This is a genomic window from Curvibacter sp. AEP1-3, assembly GCF_002163715.1.
Lineage (GTDB): Bacteria > Pseudomonadota > Gammaproteobacteria > Burkholderiales > Burkholderiaceae_C > Allorhodoferax.
On record NZ_CP015698.1, the window covers coordinates 2,440,753 to 2,456,064 of the forward strand.

Below are 15,312 nucleotides of genomic sequence, written 5' to 3' on the forward strand. Positions count from 1 at the left end.
AAGCGATGAGGGGCTCTTCGCCATCAGGCAGGTTGCGCTGGTAGTTTTTGGCGGTGATAAAGTGATGCTGTGCGCCTAGCGCAGATTTTCAGCGTCCTGTTCATCCCCCATGTCCGCACCTCTCCCGGTTCCCAATATTCGTTTTGCTGAAACCGCTGCCGATTTCGATGCAGTGCGCGAGCTTTTCCAGGAATACGCCAGCCAGTTGGGGGTGGATCTGTGTTTCCAGAATTTTTCAGCAGAGTTGAGTGGCCTTCCCGGAGACTACGACGCGTCAAGGGGCGCATTGCTTCTGGCTGAGGTGGATGATGCTTGGGCCGGGTGCTGTGCTCTCAGACCACTTGACACTGCGGACTACCCCAACGCCGCAGAAATGAAGCGGCTGTTTGTGAAGCCGGGCCATCGCGGTCTGGGAATTGGACGCCTGCTCGCAGAGGCCATCATGGATGCTGCCCGCGCCAGAGGCTACGACTGCATCCTGTTGGATACCTTGGATGATATGGAAACTGCCCGAGCTTTGTATGCGGAGCTGGGCTTTGAAGAAGTGCCCCCCTACTATTTCAACCCGATAGCGGGGGCGCACTACTTGAAGGCAGAGCTCTAGGCCCTGCGTCAAGCCATCAGGCTTTCGCTTGGGCCAACAAGGTGCCGGCGTCGCTCACTTCAAATTTGCCCGCAGCTTCCACATTCAAGGTAGCCACTTTTCCATCCTTGACCAACATGGAATAGCGGTTGCTACGCAAACCGAGACCCTTGCCTGTCAGATCCAGGGTGAGGCCGGTGGCTTTGGTGAAGGTTGCATCGCCATCACCCAGCATACGGACCTTGGTGCCGGTCTTCTGTTCGCGCGCCCAAGCGCCCATCACGAAGGCGTCATTCACACTGACGCACCAAATCTCATCCACACCCGCAGCCATGAAGGCTTCTGCACTTTCCACATAGCCTGGAACGTGTTTCGCTGAGCAGGTAGGTGTAAAGGCGCCGGGAAGGGCAAACAGAGCGATCGTCTTGCCAGCAGTAGCCTTTGCAACATCCACGGGGTTAGGACCAATGCTGCAGCCTTCGCCTTCCACTTCGGAATACTCCATCAACGTGGTCGCGGGAAGGGTATCGCCTACTTGAATCATGTTTGCTCCTTATGCAATGTGTAAGTACCAATGAAAACGGCCCACATTGTGGGCCGTTTCTTATTCAACTGCAGTGACCAAGTCTTATAGACTTAAACCGCAGCTGCCTTTTCCACCAAACGGGTAGCAACCCAGTTCTTAGTTTTGGAAATGGGCTTGCTCTCAGTGATCTCGATCACATCGCCCAGCTTGTACTCGCCCTTTTCGTCGTGGGCGTGGTACTTGCTGGTCTTTGCAACGATCTTGCCGTAGAGCTCGTGCTTCACACGGCGCTCAATCAGCACAGTCACAGTCTTAGCACGCTTGTCGCTGACCACCTTGCCGATCAAGGTGCGCTTGAGGGATTTTTTAGCTTCCGTCATTTATCGCTCCTTATTTGGCGGATTTTTCAGCGCTTTGCTTCTCGACAAGAATAGTCTTGGCGCGAGCAATGTCACGGCGCGCAATGCGCACCGAAGCGGTATTGTTGATCTGTTGCGTGGCTTTTTGCATACGCAGGCCAAAGTGGGCTTTTTGCAGCTCTTTGACTTCGTTTTGCAGGCCAGCAACGTCTTTTTGGCGCAGTTCAGCAGCTTTCGTCATTTCGATATCTCCTGAATTACTGGCCGATCATGCGGCTGACAAATGTAGTACGCAGTGGCAGCTTCGCAGCGGCCAAACGGAAAGCTTCGCGAGCGAGTTCTTCGGGCACGCCGACGATCTCGAAAACGATCTTGCCAGGCTGAATTTCAGCCACGTAGTACTCTGGGTTACCTTTACCGTTACCCATACGCACTTCAGCAGGCTTCTGGGAAATCGGCTTGTCAGGGAACACGCGGATCCAGATACGGCCGCCACGCTTCACGTGACGGGAAATTGCACGGCGTGCAGCTTCGATCTGGCGAGCCGTCAGACGGCCGCGGTCAGTACATTTCAGACCGAAGTCACCGAAGGCAACCGAGCTTCCGCGGGTTGCGATACCGGTGTTACGGCCCTTTTGCTCTTTGCGGTATTTCCGGCGAGCGGGTTGCAACATGATTATTCTCCTTTACCGTCAGCTGCTGCAGCTGGCGCGGCGACTTTGCGAACGCGCTTAACGGCGGGTTTAGCGTCAGCACCGAGTGCTTCAGCGGGTTTGTCGCTGCCGTCAGCAGGAGCGGCATTGCCACCTGCGGGACGACGTGCACCACGAGGAGCAGCGCCTGGGCGTGCACCACGATCGTCACGGCGGGGACCGCGTGGACGACGCTCTTCTTCAGCGCGAGGCTCAACGGCTGCTGGCAGATCGTTGCGTCCCAAGGTATCACCCTTGTAGACCCAAACCTTCACGCCAATGATGCCGTATGTTGTCTTGGCTTCAGAAGTACCGTAGTCGATATCAGCACGCAGTGTGTGCAAAGGCACGCGGCCTTCACGGTACCACTCGGTACGTGCAATTTCGATACCGTTCAAACGGCCAGACGACATGATCTTGATGCCAAGAGCGCCCAAACGCATAGCGTTTTGCATGGCACGCTTCATGGCGCGACGGAACATGATGCGCTTTTCGAGCTGTTGGGTGATGCTGTCAGCAATCAGCTTTGCATCGATTTCAGGCTTGCGCACTTCTTCGATGTTCACTGCCACTGGCACGCCCAATTGCTTGCCCAGGTCACGCTTCAAGTTTTCGATGTCTTCACCCTTCTTGCCGATCACCACGCCCGGACGCGCCGAGAAAATGGTGATACGTGCGTTCTTGGCAGGACGCTCGATCAGGATGCGAGACACAGAGGCGTTCTTGAGCTTGGCCTTCAGGTATTCACGAACCTTGATGTCTTCCGACAACATGCCGGCGAAATCACGGTTGCTTGCGTACCAGCGAGAAGACCAGTTACGGCTGATCGCCAAACGAAAGCCGGTTGGGTGGATTTTTTGTCCCATATCTTCCTGGCCTCTTTCAGTTTCCAACCGTCACGTACACATGGCACGTGGGCTTGCGGATTTGATTGCCACGGCCCTTTGCACGGGCTGTGAAGCGACGCAAAGAAGCACCTTGCTCAACGTAGATGGTTTTCACCTTCAATTCGTCGATGTCAGCGCCGTCGTTGTGTTCAGCATTGGCAATAGCGGACTCCAGAACCTTCTTGATAATCACAGCAGCTTTTTTCTGTGTGAATTGCAAGATGTTCAGAGCTTGATCAACTTTCTTGCCACGGATCAGGTCCGCGACCAGACGACCCTTGTCAACAGACAAACGGACGCCACGAAGGGTTGCACGAGTTTCCATGGTCACCTCCTTATTTCTTCTGGACTTTTTTGTCCGCAGGGTGACCCTTGAAAGTACGTGTGAGCGCGAACTCACCCAACTTGTGGCCAACCATTTGATCGGTGATATAGACAGGCACGTGCTGCTTGCCGTTGTGAACGGCGATGGTCAAGCCGATGAATTCGGGCAGGATCATGGAGCGACGGGACCAAGTCTTAATCGGCTTCTTGTCCTTGGTTGCCACGGCCTTTTCGGTCTTGGCAATCAGGTGATGGTCGACGAAAGGACCTTTTTTCAGTGAACGAGTCATTTACCTACCCCTTACTTCTTGCGACGCGACACGATCATGACCTGCGTGCGCTTGTTGTTACGGGTACGGTAGCCCTTGGTCAGATTACCCCAAGGATCGACTGCATGACGGCCTTCACCGGTCTTGCCTTCACCACCACCGTGTGGGTGGTCAACAGGGTTCATCACCACACCACGGACGGTTGGGCGAATACCCATCCAACGCTTCACACCGGCCTTGCCCAACTGGCGCAGGCTGTGCTCTTCGTTGGCCACTTGACCGATGGTCGCGCGGCAGTCGATGTGGATCTTGCGGACTTCACCGGAACGCACACGCACCTGGGCGTATGTGCCTTCACGAGCCAACAGTGTGGCGGAAGTACCGGCAGAGCGGATGATCTGAGCACCCTTGCCCACTTGCAACTCTACGCAATGGATGATGGAACCCACTGGAATGTTGCGGATAGGCAATGTGTTGCCAACGCGGATGGGAGCTTCGGAACCGTTTTGAATGGTTGCGCCTACTTCCAAGCCACGTGGGGCGATGATGTACTTGCGTTCGCCGTCTGCGTAGCACACCAATGCGATGTGTGCAGAGCGGTTTGGATCGTACTCAATGCGTTCCACTTTCGCGGGGATGCCATCCTTGTTACGGACAAAATCCACTACGCGGTAGTGATGCTTGTGACCACCACCCTTGTGACGGGTAGTGATGTGGCCGTTGTTGTTACGGCCAGCTTGCTGGAACTGGGGTTCCAACAAAGCTGCATGAGGCGCACCCTTGTACAGGTGGTCACGCGAAATCTTCACCACGCCACGACGGCCTGGGGAAGTTGGTTTCATTTTAATGACAGCCATGATTACGCAGCCTCCCCGCCGAGGTTCAGCTCTTGACCGGGCTTCAGGGTCACGTAGGCTTTGCGAACATTGTCGCGACGGCCAACAGACTTACCGAAACGCTTGGTCTTGCCCTTGGTGTTCACCACAGAAACGCCTTTTACCTCGACCTTGAACATCAATTCCACTGCGGCCTTGATTTCATACTTGGTAGCGTCTTGCAGCACCTTGAAAGTCACAGCATTGCTCTTTTCGGCAACCATGGTGGCCTTTTCGGACACGATGGGGGCGACGAGCACTTGCATCAAACGACCTTCGTCGAATTTGGTCAGATTGGGACCGTGGCTCATGCAAACATCTCCTTGAGTGTGTCCATGGCAGCCTTAGTCACCAACACCTTGCGGTAGTGGACCAAAGACAGGGGGTCAGCATAACGGGGCTCAACCACCAGAACATTCACCAGGTTACGGGATGCCAGATACAGGTTTTCGTCAACCTCATCAGCGATCACCAACACGGATTCCAGATTCATTGCCTTGAACTTTGCAGCCAAAGCCTTGGTCTTGGGAGACTCCACTTTCAGGGAATCCACCACGGCCAAACGGCCTTCGCGCACCAGCTGAGACAAGATGGATGCCATGCCTGCGCGGTACATCTTCTTGTTGATCTTCTGGCCGAAGTTTTCATCAGGCATGTTCGGGAAAATACGACCGCCGCCGCGCCACAGTGGCGAGGAGGTCATACCAGCGCGAGCGCGACCGGTTCCCTTTTGCTTGAAAGGCTTCTTGGTGCTGTGCTTGACCTGTTCACGGTCTTTTTGAGCACGTGTACCTTGACGGGCGTTAGCCTGGAAGGCCACAACCACTTGGTGCACCAGATCTTCGTTGTAATCACGACCGAATACGGCTTCAGGAGCATCGTACTTGGAAGTTGCCTGACCTTGTTCATTCAGGAGTTCGACTTGCATCAGTTCGCTCCTTTAGAGGCTTTGGCTTTGACAGCTGGACGAACGGTCACGAAGCCACCCTTGGATCCAGGGATAGCACCCTTGATCAACAGGAGTTGGCGAGCTTCGTCGACACGGATAACGTCCAGGTTTTGAGTCGTCACGGTGGCATCGCCCAAGTGACCAGTCATGCGCTTTCCGGGGAAAACGCGACCTGGATCCTGAGCCATACCGATAGAGCCGGGCACATTGTGCGAGCGGCTGTTACCGTGGGATGCGCGCTGGGAAGACATGTTGTGGCGCTTGATGGTGCCGGCGTAGCCTTTACCAATCGAAGTACCCTGCACGTCCACTTTCTGCCCCACTGAAAACACGTCGGTCACAGGCACAGTTGCGCCTGTTGCGTATTTCGCAGCGGATTCGGCAGTCACGCGGAATTCTTGGATGATTTCGCCGGCTTCAACACCAGCTTTGGCCAAGTGGCCAGCAACAGGCTTGGTGATACGCGAAGCTTTGCGCGCACCGAATGTGACCTGCAAGGCCACATAGCCGTCGTTCTCTTGGGTTTTCACCTGTGTCACACGGTTGTTGGACACATCCACCACGGTAACGGGAACTGCGTCCCCGTCGTCCGTGAATAGACGCATCATGCCAACTTTGCGACCCAGCAACCCTAAGTGATTGCTAAGACTCATTGTTTTCTCCGTAACTTCCACCCACAGCAACTTCAATTGGCTGCTGTGTTTTGATGATGAAAGACTGTTAATAAAACTCTACCCCCAAGCCATCGGCCTCTGAGCAGAGGCCAGCGAGTATAGCCGGCGCTCGCATTTTGTGCAAGCCCCAACCCACTCACGTTAATGGCCCGGCATTTTCACGCCGGGCTGGTCTGCTTATTGCAGTTTGATTTCCACGTCCACGCCAGCAGGCAGGTCGAGCTTCATCAAAGCATCCACGGTTTTATCCGTTGGATCCACGATGTCCATCAAACGCTGGTGGGTGCGGATTTCAAACTGGTCACGACTTGCCTTGTTCACGTGAGGTGAACGCAGAATGTCGAAGCGCTTCATGCGTGTTGGCAAAGGCACGGGACCTTTGACAATCGCGCCGGTGCGCTTAGCAGTGTCAACAATTTCAGCTGCCGATTGATCGATCAGCTTGTAGTCAAACGCCTTCAGGCGAATGCGGATTTTTTGCTTGGCGGCCATCGTAATTCCTTAATATGCGAATTACGCGATGATTTTGGCAACCACGCCGGCGCCCACGGTACGACCGCCTTCGCGAATAGCGAAACGCAGGCCTTCTTCCATGGCGATGGGGTTGATCAATTTCACAGTGATGGACACGTTGTCGCCAGGCATCACCATTTCTTTGCCTTCAGGCAACTCGATCGCACCGGTCACGTCCGTGGTACGGAAGTAGAACTGGGGACGGTAGTTGTTGAAGAAAGGAGTGTGACGGCCGCCTTCGTCCTTGGACAGAACGTAGATTTCGCCGGTGAAGTGGGTGTGGGGCTTGATGGAGCCGGGCTTGCACAGCACTTGGCCGCGCTCGACGTCTTCACGCTTGGTGCCGCGCAACAGGATACCGACGTTGTCGCCAGCTTGACCTTGGTCCAACAGCTTGCGGAACATTTCCACGCCTGTGCAGGTGGTCTTCTGGGTGTCTTTGATACCGACGATTTCGATTTCTTCGCCGACCTTGACGATACCGCGCTCAACGCGACCTGTCACCACGGTACCACGACCGGAGATGGAGAACACGTCTTCCACGGGCATCAGGAATGCGCCGTCCACTGCACGCTCAGGGGTGGGGATGTAGGTGTCCAGTGCGTCAGCCAGCTTCATGATGGCTTCTTCGCCCAGGGCGCCCTTGTCGCCTTCCATGGCCAACTTGGCGGAACCACGCACGATGGGGGTGTCGTCGCCAGGGAATTCGTACTTGGACAGGAGTTCGCGAACTTCCATTTCCACCAGTTCGAGCAATTCTTCGTCATCAACCATGTCGCACTTGTTCAGGAACACGATGATGTAAGGAACGCCCACCTGGCGAGCCAACAGGATGTGCTCGCGAGTCTGGGGCATGGGGCCGTCAGCAGCAGAACAAACCAGAATAGCGCCGTCCATTTGGGCAGCACCAGTGATCATGTTCTTCACATAGTCAGCGTGGCCGGGGCAGTCCACGTGAGCGTAGTGGCGGTTAGCGGTTTCGTATTCGACGTGAGCGGTGTTGATGGTAATACCGCGTGCTTTTTCTTCAGGAGCAGCGTCGATCTGGTCGTAGGCCTTGGCAGATCCGCCGAACTTTGCAGCCAACACGGTGGTGATAGCAGCTGTCAGGGTTGTCTTGCCGTGGTCCACGTGACCAATCGTGCCCACGTTCACGTGGGGCTTGGTACGGGTGAATTTTTCTTTTGCCATGTTTCAATTCTCCAAAGAGCTAATCCCGTGTGTTGGTTTTACGTCTGCACGATGTTGCTGATTCGCCCCGCACGGGAACAGGGCGGCACACCGTCGCAGACAACAAAAATTACTTCGCGCGCGCTGCCATGATGGCTTCAGACACGTTACGTGGGGCTTCCGCGTAGTGTTTGAATTCCATCGTGTAGGTTGCACGACCTTGCGACATCGAACGCAGCGATGTGGAGTAGCCGAACATTTCGGACAATGGAACTTCAGCCTTGATTGCTTTGCCACCGCCAACCATGTCGTCCATACCTTGCACCATACCGCGGCGTGAGGACAAATCGCCCATCACGTTGCCGGCGTAGTCTTCAGGTGTTTCCACCTCCACAGCCATCATGGGCTCCAGAATCACGGGGTTGGCCTTGCGGCAACCTTCCTTGAAACCGAAGATAGCGGCCATCTTGAACGCGTTTTCGTTGGAGTCCACGTCGTGGTACGAACCGAAGGTCAAAGTCACCTTGACATCCACCACGGGATAGCCCGCCATCACGCCTTGGGTCAGGGCTTCAATCACGCCCTTTTCCACTGCAGGGATGTATTCACGGGGAACCACACCACCCTTGATCGCGTCGACGAATTCAAAGCCCTTGCCGGCTTCGTTCGGCTCAACGGTAAACACGACGTGACCGTATTGACCCTTACCACCGGATTGACGAACGAACTTACCTTCGACATCGGACACGCTCTTGCGAATGGTTTCGCGGTAAGCCACCTGGGGCTTGCCCACGTTAGCTTCCACGCCGAATTCGCGCTTCATGCGGTCAACAATAATTTCCAAGTGCAATTCGCCCTGACCACCAATGATGGTCTGGCCGGATTCTTCGTCTGTCTGCACGCGGAAAGATGGATCTTCTGCAGCCAGACGGCTCAAAGCGATACCCATTTTTTCCTGGTCAGCCTTGGTCTTCGGCTCGACGGCTTGACGGATCACAGAGTCAGGGAACACCATGCGCTCCAGAGTGATCACGGCTGCAGGGTCGCACAAGGTTTCACCTGTGGTCACATCCTTCAAGCCCACACATGCAGCGATGTCACCGGCGCGGATTTCATCCACTTCTTCGCGGTTGTTCGCGTGCATTTGCACGATTCGGCCGATACGTTCTTTCTTGCCGCGCACAGCGTTGTAAACGGTGTCGCCTTTTTTCAGCACGCCGGAGTAAACGCGAACGAAAGTCAACTGACCCACAAACGGGTCGGTCATCAGCTTGAACGCCAAAGCAGCAAACTTTTCGTTGTCGTCAGCCTTGCGGGTGACTTCTTTTTCGTCTTCGTCAAAGCCCTTGATGGCCTTCACGTCCAGAGGAGAAGGCATCAGTTCAATCACGGCGTCCAACATGCGCTGCACACCCTTGTTCTTGAACGCAGTACCGCACAACATGGGCTGGATTTCACCAGCAATGGTGCGTGCGCGCAGACCGGCAGTGATTTCCTCTTCGGACAGTTCACCTTCTTCCAGGTACTTGTTCATCAGGTCTTCAGAGGCTTCAGCAGCCGCTTCGACCATCTTTTCGCGCCACTCTTTGGCGGTTTCCACGAGTTCTGCGGGGATCTCTTCAAAGGTGAACTTCATACCCTGGGAAGCTTCGTCCCAGATGATGGCTTTCATCTTGCGCAGATCAACCACACCGGTGAAGTTTTCTTCGGCACCGATTGGGATCACGATAGGCACAGGGCTGGCCTTCAAGCGCAGCTTCATCTGGTCCACGACCTTGAAGAAGTTGGCACCGGTACGGTCCATCTTGTTCACGAAGGCCAAACGTGGCACTTTGTACTTGTTAGCCTGACGCCAAACGGTTTCAGACTGGGGCTGCACGCCACCCACTGCGCAGTAAACCATGCAGGCGCCGTCCAGCACGCGCATGGAACGCTCCACTTCAATCGTGAAGTCCACGTGTCCGGGGGTGTCAATGATGTTGATGCGGTGCTCAGCGAAAGAAGAGTCCATGCCCTTCCAGAAGCAAGTTGTAGCCGCGGAGGTAATGGTGATACCACGCTCTTGCTCTTGCTCCATCCAGTCCATCGTGGCCGCGCCATCGTGCACTTCGCCGATTTTGTGGTTCACGCCGGTGTAGAAAAGAATACGCTCGGTCGTGGTGGTTTTGCCGGCGTCAATGTGCGCAGAAATACCGATATTGCGGTAGCGCTCAATGGGGGTAGTGCGAGCCATGATGGATCCTTGGTTGATCAAATTCTTGAGAGGGTCTGCCGCACAATGCAGCAAGACAAACGACTTTCAGAGTATGGCCAGCCCACATGACAGCGCCATTGCGCTGCCCGGACCTGCCAAGCTCTAAAAGCCGCGATTTCCGTTGCTTAGAAACGGAAGTGAGAGAAGGCCTTGTTGGCTTCAGCCATACGGTGCACTTCGTCACGCTTCTTCATGGCGCCGCCACGGCCTTCAGTGGCTTCCAACATTTCGTTGGCCAGGCGCTGAGCCATGGACTTTTCACCACGCTTGCGAGCGGCTTCCTTGATCCAGCGCATGGACAAAGCCAAGCGACGGACGGGACGCACTTCAACAGGCACTTGGTAGTTGGCACCACCCACGCGGCGGGATTTCACTTCCACCATGGGCTTGACGTTGTTGATTGCAACGGTAAACGCTTCCAGAGCATCCTTATCGGGGTGCTTTTTGGCGATCAGCTCGAGTGCGCCGTAAATGATGCGCTCTGCAACTGCTTTTTTGCCGCCTTCCATGATCACGTTCATGAATTTGGACAGCTCGACGTTGCCGAACTTGGGATCCGGCAGGATTTCACGTTTAGGGACTTCGCGACGACGTGGCATATTTCACCTCATATTGCTTCAGTTGGTATCTTTTCAGACACCGCGAGAGTTATTCAAAACTCCCACTTACTCGACCCACACGGACAATTCCGGGCTTCGGGTCACTTCGCTGTATCTCCGCGCCACGCGGGGAACAGCACCGAAAAATTCGAACCTACAGAGCTTATTTAGCCTTTGGCTTCTTAGCACCGTACTTGGAACGGGACTGCTTGCGGTCTTTCACGCCTTGCAAGTCCAAAGAACCGCGAACGATGTGGTAACGCACACCGGGCAAGTCCTTGACACGACCGCCGCGAACCAGCACCACGCTGTGTTCCTGCAGGTTGTGGCCTTCACCGCCGATGTAAGAGATCACCTCAAAACCGTTGGTCAAGCGCACTTTGGCAACTTTACGCAGAGCGGAGTTAGGCTTTTTAGGAGTCGTTGTGTACACGCGAGTGCATACACCGCGACGCTGCGGAGAGTTCTGCATGGCAGGGCTCTTCGACTTGATGGTCTCGACCTCACGGCCTTGACGCACGAGTTGGTTAATGGTTGGCATTGAAAAACGTCCCTAAACGTTTGAATATTACGAAAACGTGAATCCCTTCGGAATTTCCGAAAAGCCTTCTAATGTAGCAGATCAAGGGTTTTCACGCAAACTGCTTGCGGCAATCAGCGGATCCAGAGGCGCAAAGCGTCCCAGGCACGACCGATGATCCCTGCCTGCTCCACACCGTCGAGCGCCAAAAGCGGCACTTCAGCCACCACTTGGTCGCCGGCACGCACCTTCAAAGTACCGAGCACCTGACCCTTGGCCACAGGCGCCACGATAGGCTCATTGCGGACGACTTCGGTCTTGAGTTGTGCGGCGGTACCTGCAGGCACTGCCACGATCACACCCTGCGCACGTCCGGCCTTGACTTCGGAACTGGCACCTTTCCAGACCTTGGGGGTGACAACGGCAGCGCCGGCGTCATACAGCTTTACCGCTTCAAAAGCGGTGTAACCCCAGTTCAAGAGCTTCTGGGATTCGTTGGCGCGGGCATTTTCACTCTCGGTTCCCAGCACGATGGACAGGAGACGACGGCTTCCAGTGGCGGCCGGAGTACCTGCAGGTGCGCCCGCCGTTGCCAGCGCAGGGAAGTCACGTTTGGCGGTGGCCACCAGGCAATAGCCGGCGGCATCCGTGTGGCCCGTCTTCAGACCGTCGACCGTGGGATCGCGAAACAACAAAAGGTTACGGTTGCTGTCATTGGCAGCAGGTGTACCGGGATAGCGGTATTTCTTGATCGCGTAGTAACCCACGTAGTCCGGGAAGTCGCTCATCAGTCGAGTGGCCAGGATGCTGAGGTCACGGGCAGTCGTGATGTGGCCAGCCTCTGTCAAACCCTCCGGGTTCCGGTAGCCGGTGTTCTTCATGCCCAGCACCTTCGCTTGGTCATTCATCATCTGAACGAAGCGCTCCAACGATCCACCCACGCCTTCGGCCAGAGCCATCGTGGCGTCATTACCGCTTTGCACGATCATGCCTTTGATAAGGTCTTCGACGGGCACCTGCATCTTGGGGTCGATGAACATGCGCGAGCCCGGCATCTTCCAGGCGCGCTCACTGACGGGGAATGTCTGCTTCAAGTCGATTTTTTTGGATCGCAACGCGTCGAACACGAGGTAAGCCGTCATCAACTTGGTGAGCGAGGCGGGCTCCACCGGCATATCCATGTCCTTGGATGCCAGGATTTGGTTGGAAGTAACGTCCAGCAGCAAATAAGCGCGGGCAGCCACTTCAGGGGGATGCGGAGCCTGTGCGGCAACGGCAAAGCTCAGGGCCGCCAAAACGGAGGCAATCAAGAATTTCATAGGTCAGTCAAGTTGGGAATCAAAGAGGTAGAGGCGCAAGCCTTGCGGTCGGGCCCGCAGAGTCAGGCCCGGAGATGACGCGCCACCAGGCTGCGCAACAAGGGCAATTGTCCATGAAAGAAGTGGCCGCCCCCGGGCACCACCGTCACCGGCAGACTTTGGGGACGGGCCCAGTTCATTACATCAGCCAAGGGTACGGTGTCATCCTGCTCGCCGTGCAGCACCAGGGTGCAATCGTGCAAGTCAGGCGCCACGGGCGCTACCTCGAAGCGGCTCGCCGCAGTGCCCACCAGCACAACCTTGGCAAGGTCACGCCCCGCCATGGCGGTCACCGCGTGGCTCGTTACAAACGCTCCGAAGGAAAATCCCGCCAGCGCCAGCGTCCCGTCAGGGGTGGCGTGCGCCACCACAGCCAGCATGTCTTGCAGTTCGCCAGTGCCGTTGTCGTAAGAGCCTTCACTGCCACCCACACCTCGAAAATTAAATCGTACGGCACGCCACCCCGTCTGCACAAAGGCGCGCGCCACCGTCTGCACCACCTTGTTGTCCATGCTTCCGCCGAACAGCGGATGAGGATGGGCAATAACCGCCGTACCGCGCCAGGCCTGCGCAGGGATATCAACAGGCTCATCGATGAGCCCTTCCAGCACGCCGGACGGACCCGCGATCCGGAATTTTTGTGTAGAGGAATTCATTTGCTATGGATTCAGTAGCTGCTCGCGCACATTTGGCGGGCGCTACCGGCACTTTTTATTCAAATCAGCGGCCGAGGTGGGCGGGCGTCAACAAGCGCTCCACCACTTTGCCGTTCTTCAGATGCGACTCAACGATTTCTTCAATGTCTTGTGCATCCACAAAGGTATACCAAACGGCCTCCGGATACACCACCGCCACCGGGCCGGCAGCACAGCGGTCCAGACAACCCGCCTTGTTGACCCGCACTTGGCCGGGGCCGGACAAACCGGCTTCTTTGACGAGCTGCTTGCAACGGTCAAAACCCTCTTGAGCATTGTGGTGTGCACAGCAGTCTTCCCCGTTTTTGCGCTCATTGAGGCAGAAGAAGATGTGGCGCTCGTAGTAAGAGGCAGTGGTTTGTGTGGTGTCGGTCATGGCGGGGTTCTAGTTTTTCGCATCCCGGCGGCCAATTTGTCCGAGCAGATAAACCGATGCCACATAGGGCCACAGCCACCCGACCCACTGCGCCAAACCATTGAAGCGGATGAAGCGCCCCTGCTCCCACAGCAGCAAGGTCTGCGCAAAATACGGACTCTCCGGCGCCTGGTTCAACAAACTCAAATACACACCGAGAGAGAGCAAAGCCAATGCGGCACTGGCCCGCCAGGAGGCGAAGACAAACAGCAGCGCCAGCGAAGCCCCGGTGAACAAGCCGATTTGGGCTGGCACATCCAACCACGCCCAGGCATGCAGCGGCCCCCAACTGAGCGCGGCGGACAAGGCTGAAACCAGAATGGCAGACCCGGTGGTCACTCCCACCACCACCATGCGCCGCCACACCGGACGAACTACACAAAAGCCCAAGAGGCAGGGAATCAACAAACCCAAGGCCACGCACAACAACTCTGTGCCGGGCGCAAGCGGCAACAACTCGGTATCACGCACCGGCAGCCACGCCTCGAAACTCGAATCCTCCACGTAGGACTGCAGCAGCGCCTCCAGCCGGGTCACCACTTGACCCAGCCCCAAGGGCACCGATGCAGGAAAGAGTAAGCCCACCGGCCAGGTCGACAAGAGCACGATGCCACCACGGGAATGCGGCACAAACCACCGGCTGCGCAACTGGTTCCAGCGATCAATTGCACCCGCCTTTTGCAGCACAAAGGCCGCTATCGCACCCACCCATGCCCCCGCAGCATTCAACAGAAAGTCCTCCCGCGAGGGCACCCGCGACGGCAAATAACTTTGGAGCCCCTCCATACACAGGGAGAGCAGCACCACGCCTACGGGCGCCCACCAAACGGAAGAGCGCCGCCACCCCGAACGCAAGGCACCGAGCCCGACCAGGCCACCCAAGGGCACGTACCCGGCCACGTTGACCGCGACGTCAAACCCGGTCCAGTAACGGGGTGTAGGCGCCAGCAAAAACTCCCAGCTGGCAATACCCTGATCGCGCCATTCCACAAATGGAAACAGGCTCGCATACACCACCAGCGCTGCGTACAGGGCAGCCAAAGGCCATGCGGTGGACTTGTGCATGGCAAAGCGTCGTCAGAAAGGCTTCACCACCACAAGGATGACGATGGCCGTGAGCAAGAGCACCGGAATCTCATTAAACCAGCGATAAAACACATGGCTGCGCTGGCTGATACCGGCTTCCAACTTGCGCAGCATCACGGAGCACCCATGGTGATAACCGATGACCAGCAAGACCAGCATGAGCTTGGCGTGCATCCACCCGCTGCCGGGTCCCATACCAATGCCGTAACCCAACCACAGATACAGACCCAAGCCCAAGGCCGGCCCTGCCAGCAAGGTGGTGAAGCGCAGCAGCTTGCGCGCCATCAACAGCAAGCGCGCCCGCTCGGCATCAGAGCCTGCGGGCACCATCGCCAGATTCACAAAAATGCGAGGGAGATAGAACAAGCCGGCGAACCAGCTGGCGATAAATACGATGTGGAGGGCTTTGATCCAGAGCATGAGCAAGTGTAGCCCCCACGCTCCACCGCTGCGCGGGTCGCTGCCCCCCAAGGGGGCTCATTTGCCTTGGGGCCGCCCGGCGGCAAATGGTGCAGTCGCAGGCACTGGCGTGCGCAACATTCCTAGGGCGGGCTGAGCGTTTTG

General features: G+C 56.5%; 22 protein-coding genes. 1 reads left to right on the forward strand and 21 read right to left on the reverse strand.

Features of this window, described 5'->3' with window-relative positions:
• Positions 1–109: 109 nt before the first annotated feature.
• Complete coding sequence (locus AEP_RS11340; protein ID WP_087495483.1) at positions 110–604, forward strand: GNAT family N-acetyltransferase; 495 nt, start codon at positions 110–112, stop codon at positions 602–604.
• 16 nt (positions 605–620) lie between these two features.
• Here AEP_RS11340 and AEP_RS11345 read toward each other — a convergent pair whose 3' ends face one another.
• The 21 genes from AEP_RS11345 to AEP_RS11445 all read right to left on the reverse strand — a co-directional run bounded on the left by AEP_RS11345 (position 621) and on the right by AEP_RS11445 (position 15,168).
• Positions 621–1,127, reverse strand: coding sequence for a peroxiredoxin (locus AEP_RS11345; protein ID WP_087495484.1), 507 nt, complete (start codon positions 1,125–1,127; stop codon positions 621–623).
• Between the two features lie 92 nt (positions 1,128–1,219).
• Positions 1,220–1,489, reverse strand: coding sequence for a 30S ribosomal protein S17 (gene rpsQ / locus AEP_RS11350; RefSeq protein ID WP_087495485.1), 270 nt, complete (start codon positions 1,487–1,489; stop codon positions 1,220–1,222).
• Positions 1,490–1,499: 10 nt separating this feature from the next.
• A complete protein-coding gene (gene rpmC, locus AEP_RS11355) occupies positions 1,500–1,709 on the reverse strand; it encodes a 50S ribosomal protein L29 (protein WP_087495486.1) in 210 nt (69 codons plus the stop codon).
• 16 nt (positions 1,710–1,725) lie between these two features.
• On the reverse strand, positions 1,726–2,142 hold the full coding sequence (gene rplP / locus AEP_RS11360) for a 50S ribosomal protein L16 (RefSeq protein ID WP_087495487.1): 417 nt from the start codon (positions 2,140–2,142) through the stop codon (positions 1,726–1,728).
• Between the two features lie 2 nt (positions 2,143–2,144).
• Positions 2,145–3,026: a 30S ribosomal protein S3 gene (gene rpsC, locus AEP_RS11365; protein ID WP_087495488.1), complete on the reverse strand. Its 882-nt coding sequence runs from the start codon at positions 3,024–3,026 to the stop codon at positions 2,145–2,147.
• A gap of 16 nt (positions 3,027–3,042) precedes the next feature.
• Entirely contained in the window at positions 3,043–3,372 is a 330-nt protein-coding gene (gene rplV / locus AEP_RS11370; RefSeq protein ID WP_075585605.1) for a 50S ribosomal protein L22, read from the reverse strand.
• 10 nt (positions 3,373–3,382) lie between these two features.
• A complete protein-coding gene (rpsS, locus tag AEP_RS11375; RefSeq protein WP_087495489.1) occupies positions 3,383–3,661 on the reverse strand; it encodes a 30S ribosomal protein S19 in 279 nt (92 codons plus the stop codon).
• Between the two features lie 11 nt (positions 3,662–3,672).
• A complete protein-coding gene (rplB, locus tag AEP_RS11380; RefSeq protein WP_087495490.1) occupies positions 3,673–4,497 on the reverse strand; it encodes a 50S ribosomal protein L2 in 825 nt (274 codons plus the stop codon).
• A gap of 2 nt (positions 4,498–4,499) precedes the next feature.
• Positions 4,500–4,826 carry a 50S ribosomal protein L23 gene (gene rplW / locus AEP_RS11385; RefSeq protein WP_087495491.1) on the reverse strand — a complete coding sequence of 109 codons (327 nt, stop codon included), beginning with the start codon at positions 4,824–4,826 and terminating at the stop codon, positions 4,500–4,502.
• The gene (gene rplD / locus AEP_RS11390; protein ID WP_087495492.1) at positions 4,823–5,443 is read right to left on the reverse strand and encodes a 50S ribosomal protein L4; all 621 of its coding nucleotides are present in this window, start codon (positions 5,441–5,443) and stop codon (positions 4,823–4,825) included. The genes rplW and rplD overlap by 4 nt, the downstream gene beginning before the upstream one ends.
• Complete coding sequence (gene rplC, locus AEP_RS11395; RefSeq protein ID WP_087495493.1) at positions 5,443–6,117, reverse strand: 50S ribosomal protein L3; 675 nt, start codon at positions 6,115–6,117, stop codon at positions 5,443–5,445. Before rplC ends, rplD begins: the two co-directional genes overlap by 1 nt.
• 198 nt (positions 6,118–6,315) lie before the next feature.
• Complete coding sequence (gene rpsJ, locus AEP_RS11400; protein WP_068674876.1) at positions 6,316–6,630, reverse strand: 30S ribosomal protein S10; 315 nt, start codon at positions 6,628–6,630, stop codon at positions 6,316–6,318.
• A gap of 21 nt (positions 6,631–6,651) precedes the next feature.
• On the reverse strand, positions 6,652–7,842 hold the full coding sequence (gene tuf, locus AEP_RS11405; protein WP_087495292.1) for an elongation factor Tu: 1,191 nt from the start codon (positions 7,840–7,842) through the stop codon (positions 6,652–6,654).
• Positions 7,843–7,951: 109 nt separating this feature from the next.
• Positions 7,952–10,054: an elongation factor G gene (gene fusA / locus AEP_RS11410; protein ID WP_087497295.1), complete on the reverse strand. Its 2,103-nt coding sequence runs from the start codon at positions 10,052–10,054 to the stop codon at positions 7,952–7,954.
• A 146-nt stretch (positions 10,055–10,200) separates the two neighbouring features.
• Positions 10,201–10,674, reverse strand: a complete 474-nt coding sequence (rpsG, locus tag AEP_RS11415) for a 30S ribosomal protein S7 (protein ID WP_087495494.1) — start codon at positions 10,672–10,674, stop codon at positions 10,201–10,203.
• Positions 10,675–10,837: 163 nt separating this feature from the next.
• The gene (gene rpsL / locus AEP_RS11420; RefSeq protein WP_011466063.1) at positions 10,838–11,215 is read right to left on the reverse strand and encodes a 30S ribosomal protein S12; all 378 of its coding nucleotides are present in this window, start codon (positions 11,213–11,215) and stop codon (positions 10,838–10,840) included.
• A gap of 113 nt (positions 11,216–11,328) precedes the next feature.
• A complete protein-coding gene (locus AEP_RS11425) occupies positions 11,329–12,513 on the reverse strand; it encodes a D-alanyl-D-alanine carboxypeptidase family protein (protein WP_087495495.1) in 1,185 nt (394 codons plus the stop codon).
• 62 nt (positions 12,514–12,575) lie between these two features.
• Positions 12,576–13,208, reverse strand: a complete 633-nt coding sequence (locus AEP_RS11430; RefSeq protein WP_087495496.1) for an alpha/beta hydrolase — start codon at positions 13,206–13,208, stop codon at positions 12,576–12,578.
• Positions 13,209–13,272: 64 nt separating this feature from the next.
• Positions 13,273–13,623, reverse strand: coding sequence for a (2Fe-2S) ferredoxin domain-containing protein (locus tag AEP_RS11435; RefSeq protein WP_087495497.1), 351 nt, complete (start codon positions 13,621–13,623; stop codon positions 13,273–13,275).
• A gap of 9 nt (positions 13,624–13,632) precedes the next feature.
• Positions 13,633–14,727, reverse strand: a complete 1,095-nt coding sequence (locus AEP_RS11440) for a VanZ family protein (protein ID WP_087495498.1) — start codon at positions 14,725–14,727, stop codon at positions 13,633–13,635.
• Positions 14,728–14,739: 12 nt separating this feature from the next.
• The gene (locus AEP_RS11445; protein ID WP_087495499.1) at positions 14,740–15,168 is read right to left on the reverse strand and encodes a CopD family protein; all 429 of its coding nucleotides are present in this window, start codon (positions 15,166–15,168) and stop codon (positions 14,740–14,742) included.
• Positions 15,169–15,312: the final 144 nt, after the last annotated feature.